This window comes from Pantoea sp. 1.19 (assembly GCF_001922585.1).
Lineage (GTDB): Bacteria > Pseudomonadota > Gammaproteobacteria > Enterobacterales > Enterobacteriaceae > 1-19.
The window spans coordinates 269731-285997 of sequence record NZ_MRBS01000002.1 but is presented as its reverse complement, the minus strand read 5'-3'; the positions used below and the strand labels follow the sequence as shown (position 1 = coordinate 285997).

Here is a 16267-nt window from a genome sequence, read left to right as displayed (position 1 = left end):
CAGATAGTGATAACCAGACAGACGCTTTTCCTGAACCGACAATGCGGAATCAACTGACGTACCACCCCCCTGAACACGGCGATAATTTTCGCTTTTTTCTACGCTACGAGCAGGCGAATGCCCGCACGGAATATGAGCTGCATCAGCATCCCTGGGGACAGGCGATCTTTGTCCAGGGCCACGTGCTGGAGATGCAGGTGGCAGGGGAGCGACTGCTGACTCCGCCGGCGTTTCCGGTGTGGATCCCGCCGGACAGCCCGCACGCCTGTTACAACCACCGTCAGGTGGGTTTTCGCACCTTCAATATCTGCCGTGCGGCGTGTGAGGGGCTGCCGACGCGCGCCTGTCTGCTGCGGGTGAGCCCGATAGTCACCGCGATTGTTGATCACTGCGCCGGGCGGCAGCTGGCGCTGCCGACAGCGCCGGCCGATCTGCGGCTGTGCGAGGTCATGTGCGATCAGCTACGGCTGGCGACGCCGCAGGAGAGCTATCTGCCGACGTCGCAGGATCGCTTCCTCGCGCCCATTCTGCAGGCGCTGGAGCAGGATCCGGCTGACAATACGCCGCTGGTCGAGTGGGCCAGACGCGTTTTTACCACCGAGCGTACGCTGGCCCGGCGCGCGCGGCGCGAACTGGGCATGAGCTTTAGCGAGTGGCGGCAGCGGCTGCGCTTTATCCATGCTATTGCGCTGCTGGAGCAGGGAAAAACGGTGCAGGAGGCCGCCTTGCAGCTGGGTTACAGCACCGCTTCGGCGCTGATCGTCATGTTTCAGCAGCACGCGGGGACCACGCCGGAGCGCTACCGGCAACGACTGCGCCATCAGGGATAGCGTCTACGCGGCGGGACGTGGCAAAATGGCGCTCCCTAACCGTGACCCAAGCCAGGAATAGCGCGTGAAAATCCTTGTCGATGAAAATATGCCCTACGCACCCGAACTGTTTGGCCGCACCGGCGAGGTGACGGCGGTGCCCGGCCGGCCGATTCCACCGGCGGCGCTGCAGGAAGCCGATGGCCTGATGGTACGCTCCGTGACCCGGGTGGATGCGGCGCTGCTGGCCGACACGCCGGTAAAATTTGTTGGCACCGCGACCGCCGGTACGGATCATATCGATCAGGCGTGGCTGGCGGCGCAGGGCATTGGCTTCTCCGCCGCGCCGGGCTGTAACGCCATTGCGGTGGTGGAGTATGTCTTCTCTGCGCTACTGGCGCTGGCGGAGCGCGATGGTTTTGCTCTGCGCGATCGCACCGTGGGCATTGTTGGCGTTGGCAATGTCGGCGCGCGCCTGCAGGCGCGTCTGGCGGCCTGGGGGGTGCGGACACTGCTGTGCGATCCGCCGCGCGCCGCGCGCGGTGATGAAGGTGAATTTCTGCCGCTGTCGACGCTGGTGGCGCAGGCCGACGTGCTGACCTTTCACACGCCGCTGCATCTCAGTGGTCCCTGGCAAAGCCTGCACCTGGCGGACGATGCACTGCTGCGCGCGCTGCGCCCCCACGCGATTCTGATCAACGCCTGCCGCGGCGAAGTGGTGGATAATGCCGCGCTGCGCCGCGTGCTGGCCGACCGCCCCGATCTGCGCTGCGTGCTCGATGTGTGGGAGCCGGAGCCGGATCTCGATGTGGCGCTGCTGGCGCAGGTGGATATCGGTACGGCGCACATTGCCGGCTATACCCTTGAGGGCAAAGCGCGCGGCACTACCCAGGTCTTTGAGGCGTGGACCGCCTTTCTGGGTGACGCGCAGCAGGTGGCGTTGGAGACGCTGCTGCCGCCGCCGACCGTGCCGTCGGTACGCCTGCATGGCGCGCTGGATCAGCCTACGCTGAAACGACTGGTGCATCTGGTGTATGATGTGCGCCGCGACGATGCCCTGCTGCGTCAGGTAGCCGGGCAGTCGGGCGAGTTTGATCGTCTGCGTAAGCAGTATGATGAGCGTCGCGAGTGGTCGTCGCTGCGGGTGCAGTGTGACGATCCGGCCAGCGCCGCGCTGCTGACCGCCTTAGGGTTCAGCGCGCAGGCGATCGGATAGCGGCTTCCCGCTGGGGAGCCGTCTGAATGTTCGGGCGGTGAGATCACCGCCTTCTGTTTTTACGTCATTGTCTGGAGTACAGCAACATGTCTGACGGCTGGAATATTGCGCTACTGGGTGCCACGGGCGCAGTAGGAAATGCATTACTGGAAACGCTGGAGGCGCGCGAATTCCCGGTGGGTGAGATCTGGTTGCTGAGCAGCGAGCGTTCGGCCGGCGAAGTACTGCGTTTTCGCGGTCGTTCGCTGCAGGTCCTTGATGCCCGCGAATTTGACTGGTCGCAGGCGCAGCTGGCGTTTTTCGCCGCCGGGGCAGACGCTGCCGCGCAGTATGCCGAAGAGGCCGCCAGCGCCGGCTGCCTGATCATCGACAGCAGCGATCGCTTTGCCCTCGATCCGGACGTGCCGCTGGTGGTGCCGGAGGTGAATCCGCAGGTGCTGGCCGACTACCGGAATCGTAACATTATCAGCGTTGCTAACAGCGCGACCTGTCAGTTGCTGTGTGCAATCAAGCCGCTGATGGAAGCCGCCGGCCTGGGGCGTTTGCAGGTGACGCAGCTGCTGCCAGCATCTGCCTCCGGAAAAGCGGCGGTGGATGCGCTGGCGGGAGAGAGCGCGCGCCTGCTGAACGGCATTCCGCCCGATGAGCACTATTTTGGTCGCCAGCTGGCGTTTAACCTGCTGCCGCTGCTGAGTGACAGCGCCGGTAGCGTGGCCCAGGAGCGCGCACTGGTCGATCAGGTGCGCAAAGTTTTGCAGGATGAGGGCCTGCCGTTGTCGGTCAGTGCCGTACAGACCCCGGTTTTTTACGGCAGTGCACAAGTTGTTCACTTTGCCGGCCTGCGTCCGCTGTCGGCGGAAGAGGCGCGGGATGAGCTGGCCCGCGTTGACGATCTGAATCTGTCGGACGAGCAGGACTACCCGACCCAGGTCGGTGACGCTTCGGATAATGATCGCCTGAGCATTGGCGCGCTGCGCAATGACTATGGCAGTCCGGATCTGGTGCAGTTCTGGAGCGTGGCGGATAACGTCCGCTTTGGCGGCGCGCTGATGGCGGTGAAGACCGCTGAGCGGTTGGTGCGGGAGTATCTCTACTGATGAACGGCCCGCAGCACCCGCAGCCCGCGATGCAGAAGCTGGCGCTGGGGATTGAATATGACGGTAGCCGCTATTACGGCTGGCAGCGTCAGCAGGAAGTGCGCAGCGTGCAGGCGGCGCTGGAAAAGGCGCTGTCGGCGGTGGCCAACCATCCGGTGACGGTGTTTTGTGCCGGACGCACCGACGCCGGCGTCCACGGCACGGGCCAGGTGGTCCATTTTGAGACTCCGGCGCAGCGGAAAGACGCCGCATGGACGCTGGGGGTAAATGCCAATCTGCCGTCCGATATTGCCGTGCGCTGGGTCAAGGCAGTGCCGGAGGCGTTTCACGCCCGCTTCAGCGCTACCGCGCGGCGCTACCGCTATGTTATCTACAACCAGCGGCTGCGGCCAGCGGTGCTCAGCCAGGGGGTGACGCATTTCTATCATCCGCTGGATGCTGACAAAATGGATCGCGCCGGGCAGTGTCTGCTGGGCGAGAACGATTTTACCTCGTTCCGTGCGGTGCAGTGCCAGTCGCGTACGCCGTGGCGTAACCTGATGCACCTGGCGGTGAAGCGCCATGGGGCGTACGTGGTGGTGGACATTAAAGCCAATGCTTTTGTGCACCATATGGTGCGTAATATCGTCGGCAGCCTGATGGAAATCGGCTGCGGTAATCAACCCGAGGAGTGGATGGCAGCGCTGCTGGCGGCAAAAGATCGCACCCGGGCGGCGGCCACCGCCAAAGCGCAGGGGTTGTATCTGGTCTCCGTTGACTACCCGGAATGTTTTGCCTTACCCCGTCCACCGATGGGCCCTTTATTTCTCGGGGAGTGAACTTCCCGGTTTTCATTAGGAAAGACCTATGGATCTGATTCGTTTTGTCATCGACTTCATATTGCATATTGATGTGCACCTGGCGGAGCTGGTGGCACAGTATGGCCTGTGGATTTATGCCATTCTGTTCCTGATCCTGTTCTGTGAAACCGGGCTGGTGGTCACGCCGTTCCTGCCGGGCGATTCACTGCTGTTTGTGGCCGGCGCGCTGGCGGCACTGCCGTCTAACGATCTGAACGTCCACACCATGGTGGCGCTGATGATTGTGGCGGCCATTCTCGGCGATGCGGTGAATTACACCATTGGCCGGCTGTTTGGCGAAAAGCTGTTTAGCAATCCGCAGTCAAAAATTTTTCGCCGCCGCTATCTGGATAAGACCCACGCCTTCTACGATCGCCACGGTGGCAAAACGATCATTCTCGCGCGTTTTGTGCCTATTGTGCGCACATTCGCGCCCTTTGTGGCCGGAATGGGGCACATGTCATACCGACACTTCGCTTTTTACAACGTGACCGGCGCGCTGCTGTGGGTGCTGCTGTTCACTTATGCAGGCTACCTGTTTGGCGACCTGCCGGTGGTGCAGGAGAACCTGAAGCTGCTGATCGTCGGGATTATTCTGGTGTCGGTGCTGCCGGGCGTGATAGAAGTGTGGCGCCATCGCCGTGCGGCCCGGCGCGCAGCGCGCTAATGCACACCGCCCGATCGCGGGCGGCTCCGCGGCGTTTTGCCGCCACGCACGCTGATAAACCATCGCGGTACGACCAGATTTTTATCCACAGCGGCGGGCTGTTATGGTTTAATGAGCGACATTTATGGTCTGCCGGAATCCGTTCTGGCAGAGAAAGAGCAACTGGTTTATCCGGTCTGCGCCGCTTCATAACGGGCGTTGTCATGTCTGCAACGTCGGGCGCGCGGATTGACAGGTTCAAACAGAAAGGTCATCAATGAGCTGGATTGAACGCATTCTCAACAAGAGCACTATTACCCCATCACGCAAAGCCAGTATCCCGGAAGGGGTATGGACCAAGTGTGACAGCTGCGGCCAGGTCCTGTACCGCGCCGAACTGGAGCGTAACCTCGAGGTGTGTCCGAAATGTGACCACCACATGCGTATGCATGGGCGTGATCGCCTCCTGAGTCTGTTGGATGAAGGCAGCCCGGTGGAGCTGGGTAGCGAGCTGGAGCCGAAAGATCTGCTCAAGTTCAAAGATTCCAAAAAGTACAAAGATCGTCTGGTGGCGGCGCAGAAGCAAACGGACGAAAAAGACGCGCTGATCGTCATGAAAGGCTCCCTGTGCGGGATGCCCGTGGTGGCGGCGGCATTTGAGTTCTCCTTCATGGGTGGCTCAATGGGCTCCGTGGTTGGCGCCCGCTTCGTGCGCGCGGTGGAAGCGGCGCTGGAAGCCAACTGCCCGATGATCTGTTTCTCCGCTTCCGGCGGTGCCCGCATGCAGGAAGCGCTGATGTCGCTGATGCAGATGGCGAAAACCAGCGCGGCGCTGGCCAGAATGCAGGCGCGTGGCCTGCCCTATATTTCGGTGCTTACCGACCCGACCATGGGGGGCGTTTCCGCCAGCTTTGCGATGCTGGGTGACCTGAACATCGCCGAGCCGAAAGCGCTGATTGGCTTTGCCGGTCCGCGCGTGATCGAGCAGACGGTACGTGAAAAGCTGCCGCCGGGCTTCCAGCGCAGCGAGTTCCTGATTGAAAAAGGCGCGATCGACATGATCGTTCGCCGTCCGGAAATGCGTCATAAACTGGCGCGCCTGCTGGCTAAGATGATGAACCAGCCGGCACCGGAGGCGCTGACGGAAGAGACCGACGCCGCCGAGCCGGCGCCGGGCAATCACGAGGCCTGAACCGCGAACGGCCCCTGTGGGGCCGTTTTCCGATGAACCGTAACAAGTTGAACGGACCCATGGAAAAGCTTCCACTTCCTCAAGCCACGTCGCCTTTGGCCACGTGGCTTTGCTATCTTGAAAACCTGCACAGCAGCGCCATTGATATGGGCCTCGCGCGGATCGCCGAGGTCGCGCAGCGACTGGACGTGTTAACCCCGGCGCCGACCGTCTTTACCGTGGCCGGCACCAACGGCAAAGGCACCACCTGCCGCACGCTGGAAACGGTGCTGATGGCGGCCGGTTACCGCGTTGGAGTCTACAGTTCGCCGCATCTGGTACGCTATACCGAACGGGTACGTATTCAGGGCGAAGAGCTGCCGGCGTCGGCGCACACTGCCGCCTTTGCCGCCATTGAAGCGGTGCGCGGTGACACGTCACTGACCTACTTTGAGTTTGGCACGCTCTCGGCGCTGCGGCTGTTCAGTCAGTCGGCGCTGGATGTGGTGATCCTCGAAGTGGGTCTGGGCGGACGCCTTGACGCCACCAATATCGTCGACGCGGATGTGGCGGTCATCACCAGCATTGGCCTCGATCATACCGACTGGCTGGGACCGGATCGCGAAAGTATCGGCCGCGAAAAAGCCGGCGTCTTTCGTCCGGGGCGGCCGGCGGTGGTCGGTGAACCGGATATGCCGCATACCATCGCCGATGTGGCGCAGGAGAAGGGAGCCAGCCTGCTGCGCCGCGGCGTTGACTGGGATCTGCAGCAGGAGGGGGATCGCTGGCACTACCGCGATGCGGCGGGCGAGCTGCGCGATCTGCCGCTGCCGCAGGTGCCGCTGCCGAATGCGGCGACCGCCGTTGCGGCGCTGCGCGCCAGTGGACTGGTCGTCGATGAGGCGACGCTGCGCGAGGCGCTGCCGCGCGCGCTGCTGCCCGGGCGTTTTGAGGTAGTGGCGCGGCAGCCGCGGGTGATTCTTGACGTCGCCCACAATCCGCACGCTGCGGCCTGGCTGGCCGCGCGGCTGGCCGCTTTGCCGCGACAGGGGCGGGTGCTGGCGGTGGTGGGTATGCTGCACGATAAAGACATTCCCGGCACGCTGGCCTGCCTGCAGCCGCAGGTCGATGCCTGGTACTGCGCGCCGCTGACGGGACCGCGCGGGGCCGATGCCGCCACGTTGCTGTCTCAGCTCGGCGGCGGGACGGCATACGCCAGCGTGGCCAGTGCCTGGCGGGCGGCCCGCACCGATGCCGGCCCCGACGACACGGTGCTGGTATGCGGCTCCTTCCATACGGTTGCCGCGGTCATGAGCGAGAGAGAAACGGAGAAGCAGCGTGGCGAGTAAGTTTCAAAACCGGCTGGTTGGCACCGTTATTCTGGTGGCGCTGGGGGTTATCGTGCTGCCCGGCCTGCTGGACGGTGAAAAGAAACACTATAAAGAGGAGTTTGCGGCCATTCCGCTGGTCCCGGATAAGGACGATGAACAGGATGCGGAAATCGTGCCGCCGGTGACGCAACCCCTGCCGGCGCAGCCGCCGCAGGGCGAAAGTGCCGCGCCGGGTGAAAACACCGTTAGCGCCAACAGCGGCAGCCAGCGTCCGCAGAACAACAGCGCCCCGACGGTGGTCGCGCCGCCGCCGGTCACGCAGGCGCCGCCGAAGGCGGTAGACAAGCCGAAAGCGGTGGAAAAACCGAAGCCAAAACCGATCGAGCAGAAGCCCGTCGAACAGAAGCCGGCTGAGCGAAAGCCGGTTGAGCAGAAGGCGCCGGAGTCGACGCCCGCCGAGGCGCCAATCGGTCAGGCATGGATGGTGCAGCTGGGCGCGTTGAAAAACGCCGATAAGGTCAACGAGATTGTGGCGAAGCTGCGCCTGTCCGGTTACCGTGCCTGGACGGTGCCGTCGACGCCGGTGCAGGGGCAGATTACCCGCATCTACGTCGGCCCCGATGCCTCGAAGGCGAAGATGCAGTCGGCCGTGGGGGAGCTGAAGGGGATTTCCGGCCTCGGTGGCGTCGTGAAGCCCTATTCGGCGCGCTAGTGGGGAGCGGGCGCTGCCCGTTTTCTGCTGCGGCGATGGGGAGGGCAGGAGCCGCGACTGACGCGCTTCCTGCCTCTTTTTTGCACGAAGTGAAATTTTTGTGTGGCAAAGGAAAAGCCTACGCAAACGTTTTCTTTTTCTGTTAGAATGCGCCCCGAACTGGATGCAGGGGCGATGACGCTGGAAGAGATTCATGGTCTGGATTGATTACGCCATCATTGGCGTCATAGCCTTCTCCGCGTTGATTAGCGTCATTCGCGGCTTTGTACGCGAGGCGCTGTCGCTGGTGACCTGGGGATGTGCATTTTACATTGCCAGCCACTACTACCCCTATCTGGCGGTCTGGTTCACCGGGTTTGAAGACGAACTGGTTCGAAATGGAATCGCTATCGCAGCCTTGTTTATTGCCACGCTGATCGTCGGGGCAATCGTCAATTATGTGATTGGCTCGCTGGTTGAAAAAACCGGCCTGTCGGGGACCGACAGGGTGTTGGGTATCTGTTTCGGGGCATTGCGCGGGGTGTTAATCGTCTCAGCCATCCTCTTTTTTCTGGATACGTTCACCGGCTTGGCCAAAAGCGACGAGTGGCAGCGCTCTCAGCTGATTCCCCAGTTCAGCTATATCATCAGATGGTTTTTTGACTATCTGCAAAGCACGTCGAGTTTTATCCCCCGGTAAGTGCGCCGGGGCAGCGGCTTATGAGGAAATGACACCATGTGCGGTATTGTCGGGATCACCGGTTTCATGCCGGTAAACCAGTCGATTTATGACGCGTTAACGGTGCTGCAGCACCGTGGGCAGGATGCCGCAGGCATTTGTACCATCGATGCGCTGAACTGTTTCCGCCTGCGGAAAGCAAACGGCCTGGTCAGCGATGTGTTCGAAGCGCGTCATATGCAGCGTTTGCAGGGGACCATGGGGATCGGCCACGTACGCTACCCCACCGCCGGCAGCTCCAGCGCTTCCGAGGCGCAGCCCTTCTATGTTAACTCCCCCTGGGGCATCACGCTGGCCCACAACGGTAACCTCACTAATGCGCATGAACTGCGTAAGCAGCTGTTTGAACGCGGTCGCCGCCACGTCAATACCACTTCAGATTCCGAAATTCTGCTGAACATCTTCGCGCAGGAGCTGGATCGTTTTCAGCACCACCCGCTGGAGGCCGACAACATTTTTGCCGCGGTCGCCGCGCTGCATCAGCAGGTGCGCGGTGCCTATGCCGTCGTGGCGATGATCATTGGTCACGGGCTGGTGGCGTTTCGCGACCCGAACGGCATTCGTCCGCTGGTGCTGGGTAAGCGCACGCTGGATGCCGAACGCACCGAATACATGGTGGCGTCGGAAAGCGTGGCGCTGGATACGCTCGGCTTTGAGTTTTTGCGCGATGTGGCACCGGGCGAAGCGGTCTACATCACCGAAAAAGGCCAGCTGTTTACCCGCCAGTGTGCAGACAATCCGAAGAGTAACCCCTGCCTGTTTGAATACGTCTATTTTGCCCGACCGGATTCGTTCCTCGACAAAATTTCCGTCTACAGCGCGCGCGTGCGCATGGGCACCAAACTCGGGGCCAAAATCGCCCGCGAGTGGGACGATCTTGATATTGACGTGGTGATCCCGATTCCGGAGACCTCCACCGATGTGGCGCTGGAGATCGCGCGCATTCTGGATAAGCCTTATCGTCAGGGATTTGTGAAGAACCGCTACGTGGGACGCACTTTTATCATGCCCGGGCAGCAGCTGCGCCGCAGCGCGGTCCGCCGTAAACTGAACGCTAACCGTGCCGAATTCCGGGATAAAAATGTGCTGCTGGTGGATGACTCCATCGTTCGCGGCACCACCTCCGAGCAGATCATTGAAATGGCGCGCGAAGCCGGCGCGAAAAAAGTCTATCTCGCCTCGGCGGCGCCGGAAATTCGCTTTCCTAACGTCTACGGGATTGATATGCCGAGCGCGACCGAGCTGATTGCCCACGGCCGCGAAGTGGAAGAGATTCGTCAGCTGATTAAAGCCGACGGCCTGATTTTCCAGGATCTCGACGATCTGATTGCGGCGGTACGCGAAGAGAATCCGGAAATCGTTCAGTTTGAGTGCTCGGTGTTTAACGGCGTCTACGTCACCAAAGATGTCGATCAGCGCTATCTGGATTACCTGATGACGCTGCGCAACGACGATGCTAAAGCGCTGGCGCGTCAGAATGAGGTCGAAAATCTCGAGTTGCATAACGAAGGATAACGCCGGTCTTCGCCGCGTGCGGCTTGCATTTCTGTCTCAAGGCCGGATAATTCCGGCCTTAGCTTATGATAGGGCAGGCGAATGAAACGACTGATTATTGGCATATCCGGAGCCAGTGGCGCCGTGTACGGCGTAAGGATGCTGCAGGTGCTGCAACCGCTGCCGGACGTGGAAACCCACCTGGTGATGAGCCCCGCGGCCCGTCAGACCCTGACGCTGGAGACCGACTGGACGGTGCGCGAGGTACAGGCGATGGCCGACGTAGTGCATGATTCCCGCGACATTGCCGCCTCCGTCTCCTCGGGATCGTTTAAAACGCTGGGGATGGCGATCATGCCCTGCTCAATGAAAACGCTCTCCGGTATTGTGCACAGCTACAGCGACAGTCTGCTCACCCGGGCCGCCGATGTGGTGTTGAAGGAGCAGCGCCGACTGGTGTTGGGCGTGCGCGAAACGCCGCTGCACCTCGGCCACCTTCGGCTGATGACCACCGCCGCGGAGATGGGCGCGATGATCATGCCGCCGCTGCCGGCATTTTATCATCGTCCCCAGGCGGTGATGGACATTGTCGATCAGACGGTTAACCGCGTGCTTGATCAGTTTGATATCACCCTGCCGGAAGAGTTGTTTGCCCGCTGGCAGGGGGCCTGACGCCGCCGGACGCCCCCCTTCGGTGCGTTTTTTCGCGCTGGATCACTAATCGTGCATCCGGCGCACCATTTTCTCACATAGTCATTACCAGCCCGATACAATCCTGCTATAAGTTTCTCCACGCCCCCTGCGGTTAACCGCGCGGAGCGCGCCGCTGCAGCCGGTTTACGGCCATCCTGGCACGAAAACTGCAATAAGAACAGTCAATCACAGCGGTAAGCACACACATCACATCACAGAAAAATACAACGCATTTTTGAGGGTAATCTATGAAAAAGCAGGCTCTGGCTCTCTCCCTGGCAATGGTTTTTTCCGGCATCGGTGGCGCCTGGGCCGCGCTGCCGGCCACGCTGAAAATCGGTACCGATCCAACCTATCCGCCGTTTGAATCCAAAAATGCCCAGGGGGAACTGGTGGGCTTTGATATCGACCTGGCTAATGAAATCTGCCAGCGTCTGAAAACCCAGTGCAACTTTGTGGAAAGTGATTTTGACGCGCTGATCCCGTCGCTGAAGGCAAAGAAGATTGACGTGATTATCTCTTCGCTGTCGATCACCGAAAAGCGTCAGCAGGAGATCGCCTTCTCTGAAAAATTGTATGCGGCCAATGCCCGTCTGGTGGCGCCAAAAGGGGCAAACATTGCGCCCACCGTCGCCTCGCTGAAAGGAAAAAACATTGGTGTGCTGCAGGGAACCACGCAGGAAACCTACGGCAACGAGTACTGGCGGAGTAAAGGCGTGACCATCACGCCGTACGCGAATCAGGATCTGGTGTATCAGGATCTGATTGCCGGCCGTATTGACGCCGCCTTCCAGGATGAAGTGCAGGCTGCGGAAGGCTTTCTGAAACAGCCGGTGGGCAAAGACTATGCGTTTGCCGGTCCGGCGGTGAAAGATGAGAAGATCTTTGGTGTGGGGACCGGGATGGGGCTGCGCAAAGACGATGCCGAACTGAAAGCGGCCATCGATAAGGCGTTTAACGAGATGCGTCAAGACGGCACCTACGACAAGATCGCAAAAAAATATTTTACGTTTGATATTTACGGCGGTTAACGCCTGCCTGTCGAGGGGAACAGCTCCCCCGTTTGCCCGCCGTCAGGCGGGCAAAAGAATACGCAGAGAATAAGACAGGAACGCAACTATGCTGTATGGCTATTCTGAGGTCATTTTCCAGGGGGCAATGGTGACGCTGGAGCTGGCACTCAGCTCGCTGGTCCTTGCCGTGATCATTGGTCTGATCGGCGCCGGCGGTAAGCTCTCTTCCAGCCGGCTCCTCTCCGGGTTGTTTACGATGTATACCACCCTGATTCGCGGCGTACCGGATCTGGTCCTGATGCTGCTGATCTTTTACGGTTTACAAATTGCCCTCAACCACCTCACTGAGGCGTTCGGGGCTTCCCAGTTTGATATCGATCCCATGGTCGCGGGAATCATTACCCTGGCCTTTATCTACGGCGCCTACTTTACTGAAACCTTTCGCGGCGCCTGGCTGGCGGTGCCGAAAGGGCAAATTGAAGCGGCGACCGCTTTTGGCTTCACCCGGAGCCAGACGTTTCGGCGCATCCTGTTTCCCGGCATGATGCGCTTTGCGCTGCCCGGCATTGGGAATAACTGGCAGGTGATCCTGAAAGCCACGGCGCTGGTGTCGCTGCTCGGCCTGGAGGACGTGGTCAAAGCCACCCAGCTTGCCGGCAAGAGCACCTGGCAGCCGCTCTGGTTTGCGATTGTGGCCGGACTCATCTACCTGCTGTTTACCACGGTGTCCGGCGGCGTACTCTGGTGGCTCGAACGCCGCTACTCGGTTGGGGTGAAGAGGGCCGAATTATGATAGAGATTCTGCATGAATACTGGAAAGCGCTGCTGTGGAGCGACGGCTATCGCCTTACCGGGGTGGCGATCACGCTTTGGCTGCTGGTGATCTCCGTGCTGTTGGGTGGCTGTCTGGCGGTGCTGCTGTCCATTGCCCGGGTGTCGTCGATCCGCGCCGTGCGCTTTCCGGTCTGGCTGTTTACCTGGGTGTTTCGCGGTACGCCGCTCTATGTACAGCTGCTGGTGTTCTACTCTGGCTTTTACACGCTGGACGTGGTCAAGGGCAGCGATTGGCTGAGCGCTTTCTTTCGCAGCGGCCTTAACTGCACGTTACTGGCGCTGACGCTGAATACCTGCGCCTATACCACAGAAATTTTTGCCGGGGCGATCCGCGGCGTCCCGCACGGTGAAATCGAAGCCGCGCGCGCCTACGGGTTTTCCACCTTTAAACTCTATCGCTGCATCATTTTACCGTCGGCGCTGCGCAGCGCGCTGCCGGCGTACAGTAATGAGGTGATTCTGATGCTGCACTCCACGGCGCTGGCTTTTACCGCTACGGTGCCGGATTTGCTGAAGATTGCGCGCGACATTAACGCCGCCACCTACCAGCCGTTTACCGCCTTTGGCATTGCCGCGGTGCTCTATCTGATCATCTCTTACGTGCTGATTAGCCTGTTCCGCAAAGCGGAAAAGCGCTGGATGGCGCACGTAACCCCTTCGTCTACCCACTGAGTGACATGATGGCCGAGAATAAATTAAACGTCGTTGAATTACATAAGCGCTATGGCGAACATGAGGTGCTGAAAGGGGTATCACTGACCGCCAACGCCGGAGACGTGATCTCCATTATTGGCTCGTCAGGCTCCGGTAAAAGCACCTTTTTACGCTGCATTAACTTTCTGGAGAAGCCCAGCGAAGGCACTATCAGCGTCAATAACCAGCCGATAGGCCTGGTGCGCGACACCGACGGTCAGCTGAAGGTGGCTAACGCCGAGCAGCTGCGGCGGCTGCGCACCCGCCTGAGCATGGTGTTTCAACACTTTAATCTGTGGAGCCACATGACGGTGCTGGAGAACGTAATGGAGGCGCCGGTTCAGGTGCTTGGGCTCAGTAAGGCCGAGGCGAAGGCGCGGGCCATCACCTATCTGGATAAAGTCGGGATCGATGAGCGCGCCCGGGCGAAGTACCCGGTCAACCTCTCCGGCGGTCAGCAGCAGCGCGTCTCTATTGCGCGCGCGCTGGCGATGGAGCCAGAGGTACTGCTGTTTGATGAACCCACTTCTGCGCTGGATCCGGAGCTGGTGGGGGAGGTGCTGCGCATCATGCAGAAGCTGGCGGAAGAGGGGAAAACCATGGTGGTCGTGACCCATGAGATGGAGTTTGCTCGTCACGTCTCTCATCACGTGATCTTTCTGCATCAGGGCAAAATTGAGGAGCAGGGCCCTCCGCAGGCGCTGTTTGACGCGCCAAAAAGCGCGCGGCTGCAGCAGTTTCTCTCCGGCTCGCTCAAGTAAGCCCGGCGGCGGCGATATGCCGCCGCCGACGTTACACCACGTCCTGTAGCGCCTCTTCCAGCCGGTACCAGCGGAAGCGGTAACCGGCCTCTTCCAGACGCCTGGGCAGCACGTGGGCGCTGGCCAGCAGCAGCGCGGCTCCTTCGCCCATCAGCAGGCGCAGCGCCGGCGCCGGCATCGGCAGCATCGCCGGGCGGTGCATGACCTCCCCCAGCGTGGCGACAAACTGCTCGTTGCGCACAGCGTAGGGGGCAACGAGGTTATACGGGCCGTGCTGACGGGCATCGTTGAGCAGAAACAGCATCGCGCCGACCACATCATCGACGTGGATCCACGGCATATACTGTTTACCGCTGCCAACTGGACCGCCAAGACCGAGCTTAAACGGCAGGCGCATTTTTGCCAGCGCGCCGCCTTCACGCGCCAGCACCACGCCGATACGCATCAGGCAGACCCGGGTTTGCGGGCTTTCCGCCTCCTGTGCCAGGGTCTCCCAGCGGGCGCAGAGCGTGTGCGTAAACTCCTGTTTACCGCTGTCCTCTTCGGTGACCACCGTCTCTCCGGCGTCGCCGTAGTAACCGGTAGCCGATCCCGATAGCACCACGCCAGGCGGCGTGCTGCTGGCGCGAATCAGGTCGCTGAGGCGTTTGGTGAGCGTCCAGCGGCTGTCGCACAGGCGCTGCTTTTGCGCCGGGGTCCAGCGTTTATCGGCGATGGGTTCGCCGGCCAGGTTAATCACCGCATCGATGCCGTTTAAATCCTGCTGCTGATCCAGCCCTGACCACCAGCTGACGCGGTCGCCAAACCGCCGTTTTCCCCCGGCAACGTTGCGGGTCAGGATGCACAATTCATGGCCCTGCTCGAGCAGGCGCGGCACCAGGTGGGTGCCAATCAGCCCGGTTGCTCCGGTCAGTAATATTTTCATTTTCACTCTTCTTCTCGCGACTCTCGACGTGAATAAGCATAGAAGAGGTTACGCCGGTGTGGCGGCGCTCGCGGTGAATCGTTGCAGAAAATCTGCGCGCGGGTGAGCGCGGGTAGCGCGGTTAGGCGCTGGGGTATGGCCACGGCCCGCGCGTCCGGGGCGCCGCGTACGCCGTCCTGACCGCGACTGGGCGCGTCATGAACGCCGCCTCGCTCAGGCGCGGAGTTTGTCCGCCCGAGAGAATCTCGCTGCCCGCCGCCTGAGTGAAAAGCCGCTGCCGGACAGTTTGCACCAGCTGGAATCAGGCCGCGGTAAACGTCAGCAGGGCGAGGCCGCGCTGCCTGCACCACCAGCTATGACCGGCCAGCGTGAAGAGCGCTTCCCGCTGCCCTGTCCGGCGCCTCGTGGCGGCCGCAGGCGATTTTACCGTCCTTCGTCAGGCGGCTCCGCCGCGCTGATGCGGGCCTGGCAGCGGTTTGCGTCGCGGCAGGCAGCGTGGCGGGCGTTTGCCGCCGCCGGTCGGCTGGTGCCCCGTGCTGACGGCCAGCAGCCGGATGCGCGGTGCCTTGCCGATTGATCAGCAGCCGGCGAGTCGGCACCGGCACCGTTCAGTGCAACGCTGGCTAACCCTTTCGATGAAAAGGCATCCGTGATGATTGCGTCGCCCGAGGGAAATAACTATGTTAATGAGCGCTGACAATCGATGATGAAGGTTTAAACATGGGCGAGCAAAATCAGGCCGCGACGGAAGAGTGGGTTGACATTGTTTCTGAAGATAACGAGGTGATCGCGCAGGCCAGCCGGGCGCAGATGCGCGCGCAGCGCCTGCGCCACCGCGCCAGCTATATTGTGGTGCACGATGGCATGGGCAATATCCTGGTCCAGCGGCGCACTGACACCAAGGACTTTTTGCCGGGAATGCTGGACGCTACCGCCGGGGGCGTGGTGCAGAGCGGTGAGGGGCTGCTGGAGTCCGCCCGCCGCGAAGCGGAGGAGGAGCTGGGCATCGCCGCCGTGCCGTTCGCCGATCACGGGCAGTTCTATTTTGAGGACCCGCACTGTCGGGTATGGGGAAGCCTGTTTAGCTGCGTCTCACACGGGCCGTTTGCCATGCAGGAAGCCGAAGTGGCCGAGGTGTTCTGGATGACGCCGGAGGCGATTACCGCGCGCTGCGATGAGTTCACGCCCGACTCACTGAAAGCGCTGTCGCTGTGGATGAGCCGCAATACTGAACAGAACCGTACTCCGTCGGATAAAGCGTAGCCTCCGCGGGGACAGGCCGGCGAAATAAAAAAGGGGCAACGCCCCTTTTTTT

Annotated in this window: 18 protein-coding genes; 17 read left to right on the top strand and 1 reads right to left on the bottom strand. The window is 61.1% G+C overall.

Annotated elements, in window-relative coordinates; genetic code table 11:
* Positions 1-41: 41 nt before the first annotated feature.
* The 15 genes from BS626_RS05240 to hisP all read left to right on the top strand — a co-directional run bounded on the left by BS626_RS05240 (position 42) and on the right by hisP (position 14027).
* Positions 42-830, top strand: coding sequence for a helix-turn-helix domain-containing protein (locus BS626_RS05240; RefSeq protein WP_075181343.1), 789 nt, complete (start codon positions 42-44; stop codon positions 828-830).
* Between the two features lie 64 nt (positions 831-894).
* Positions 895-2025 carry a 4-phosphoerythronate dehydrogenase PdxB gene (pdxB, locus tag BS626_RS05235; protein ID WP_075181342.1) on the top strand — a complete coding sequence of 377 codons (1131 nt, stop codon included), beginning with the start codon at positions 895-897 and terminating at the stop codon, positions 2023-2025.
* A gap of 86 nt (positions 2026-2111) precedes the next feature.
* Positions 2112-3122, top strand: a complete 1011-nt coding sequence (locus BS626_RS05230) for an aspartate-semialdehyde dehydrogenase (protein WP_075181341.1) — start codon at positions 2112-2114, stop codon at positions 3120-3122.
* On the top strand, positions 3122-3940 hold the full coding sequence (truA, locus tag BS626_RS05225; RefSeq protein WP_075181340.1) for a tRNA pseudouridine(38-40) synthase TruA: 819 nt from the start codon (positions 3122-3124) through the stop codon (positions 3938-3940). The genes BS626_RS05230 and truA overlap by 1 nt, the downstream gene beginning before the upstream one ends.
* A 28-nt stretch (positions 3941-3968) precedes the next feature.
* Positions 3969-4628 carry a DedA family protein gene (locus tag BS626_RS05220; RefSeq protein WP_075181339.1) on the top strand — a complete coding sequence of 220 codons (660 nt, stop codon included), beginning with the start codon at positions 3969-3971 and terminating at the stop codon, positions 4626-4628.
* Between the two features lie 256 nt (positions 4629-4884).
* Entirely contained in the window at positions 4885-5799 is a 915-nt protein-coding gene (gene accD, locus BS626_RS05215; protein WP_075181338.1) for an acetyl-CoA carboxylase, carboxyltransferase subunit beta, read from the top strand.
* Positions 5800-5858: 59 nt separating this feature from the next.
* Positions 5859-7127: a bifunctional tetrahydrofolate synthase/dihydrofolate synthase gene (gene folC, locus BS626_RS05210; RefSeq protein ID WP_075181337.1), complete on the top strand. Its 1269-nt coding sequence runs from the start codon at positions 5859-5861 to the stop codon at positions 7125-7127.
* Positions 7117-7821 carry a cell division protein DedD gene (gene dedD / locus BS626_RS05205; protein WP_075181336.1) on the top strand — a complete coding sequence of 235 codons (705 nt, stop codon included), beginning with the start codon at positions 7117-7119 and terminating at the stop codon, positions 7819-7821. Before folC ends, dedD begins: the two co-directional genes overlap by 11 nt.
* A gap of 193 nt (positions 7822-8014) precedes the next feature.
* Positions 8015-8500 (top strand): colicin V production protein, encoded by a 486-nt coding sequence (cvpA, locus tag BS626_RS05200; RefSeq protein ID WP_075181335.1) that lies wholly within the window; start codon positions 8015-8017, stop codon positions 8498-8500.
* A 36-nt stretch (positions 8501-8536) separates the two neighbouring features.
* Entirely contained in the window at positions 8537-10054 is a 1518-nt protein-coding gene (purF, locus tag BS626_RS05195; protein ID WP_075181334.1) for an amidophosphoribosyltransferase, read from the top strand.
* Positions 10055-10135: 81 nt separating this feature from the next.
* On the top strand, positions 10136-10705 hold the full coding sequence (locus BS626_RS05190) for a UbiX family flavin prenyltransferase (RefSeq protein WP_075181333.1): 570 nt from the start codon (positions 10136-10138) through the stop codon (positions 10703-10705).
* A gap of 269 nt (positions 10706-10974) precedes the next feature.
* Entirely contained in the window at positions 10975-11757 is a 783-nt protein-coding gene (locus tag BS626_RS05185; RefSeq protein WP_075181332.1) for a lysine/arginine/ornithine ABC transporter substrate-binding protein, read from the top strand.
* Between the two features lie 88 nt (positions 11758-11845).
* Positions 11846-12532 carry a histidine ABC transporter permease HisQ gene (gene hisQ / locus BS626_RS05180; RefSeq protein ID WP_075181331.1) on the top strand — a complete coding sequence of 229 codons (687 nt, stop codon included), beginning with the start codon at positions 11846-11848 and terminating at the stop codon, positions 12530-12532.
* Positions 12529-13245 (top strand): ABC transporter permease, encoded by a 717-nt coding sequence (locus BS626_RS05175; RefSeq protein WP_075181330.1) that lies wholly within the window; start codon positions 12529-12531, stop codon positions 13243-13245. The genes hisQ and BS626_RS05175 overlap by 4 nt, the downstream gene beginning before the upstream one ends.
* An 8-nt stretch (positions 13246-13253) precedes the next feature.
* On the top strand, positions 13254-14027 hold the full coding sequence (gene hisP / locus BS626_RS05170; RefSeq protein ID WP_075181329.1) for a histidine ABC transporter ATP-binding protein HisP: 774 nt from the start codon (positions 13254-13256) through the stop codon (positions 14025-14027).
* 31 nt (positions 14028-14058) lie between these two features.
* On the opposite strand, the gene BS626_RS05165 is transcribed toward hisP, so the two are convergent.
* Entirely contained in the window at positions 14059-14952 is an 894-nt protein-coding gene (locus BS626_RS05165) for a TIGR01777 family oxidoreductase (protein ID WP_075181328.1), read from the bottom strand.
* Positions 14953-15178: 226 nt separating this feature from the next.
* Between BS626_RS05165 and BS626_RS05160 the strand changes: the two genes are divergently transcribed.
* Both BS626_RS05160 and yfcD read left to right on the top strand, forming a co-directional pair.
* Positions 15179-15529, top strand: coding sequence for a hypothetical protein (locus BS626_RS05160; RefSeq protein WP_075181327.1), 351 nt, complete (start codon positions 15179-15181; stop codon positions 15527-15529).
* 143 nt (positions 15530-15672) lie between these two features.
* Positions 15673-16215 carry an NUDIX hydrolase YfcD gene (gene yfcD / locus BS626_RS05155; RefSeq protein ID WP_075181326.1) on the top strand — a complete coding sequence of 181 codons (543 nt, stop codon included), beginning with the start codon at positions 15673-15675 and terminating at the stop codon, positions 16213-16215.
* Positions 16216-16267: the final 52 nt, after the last annotated feature.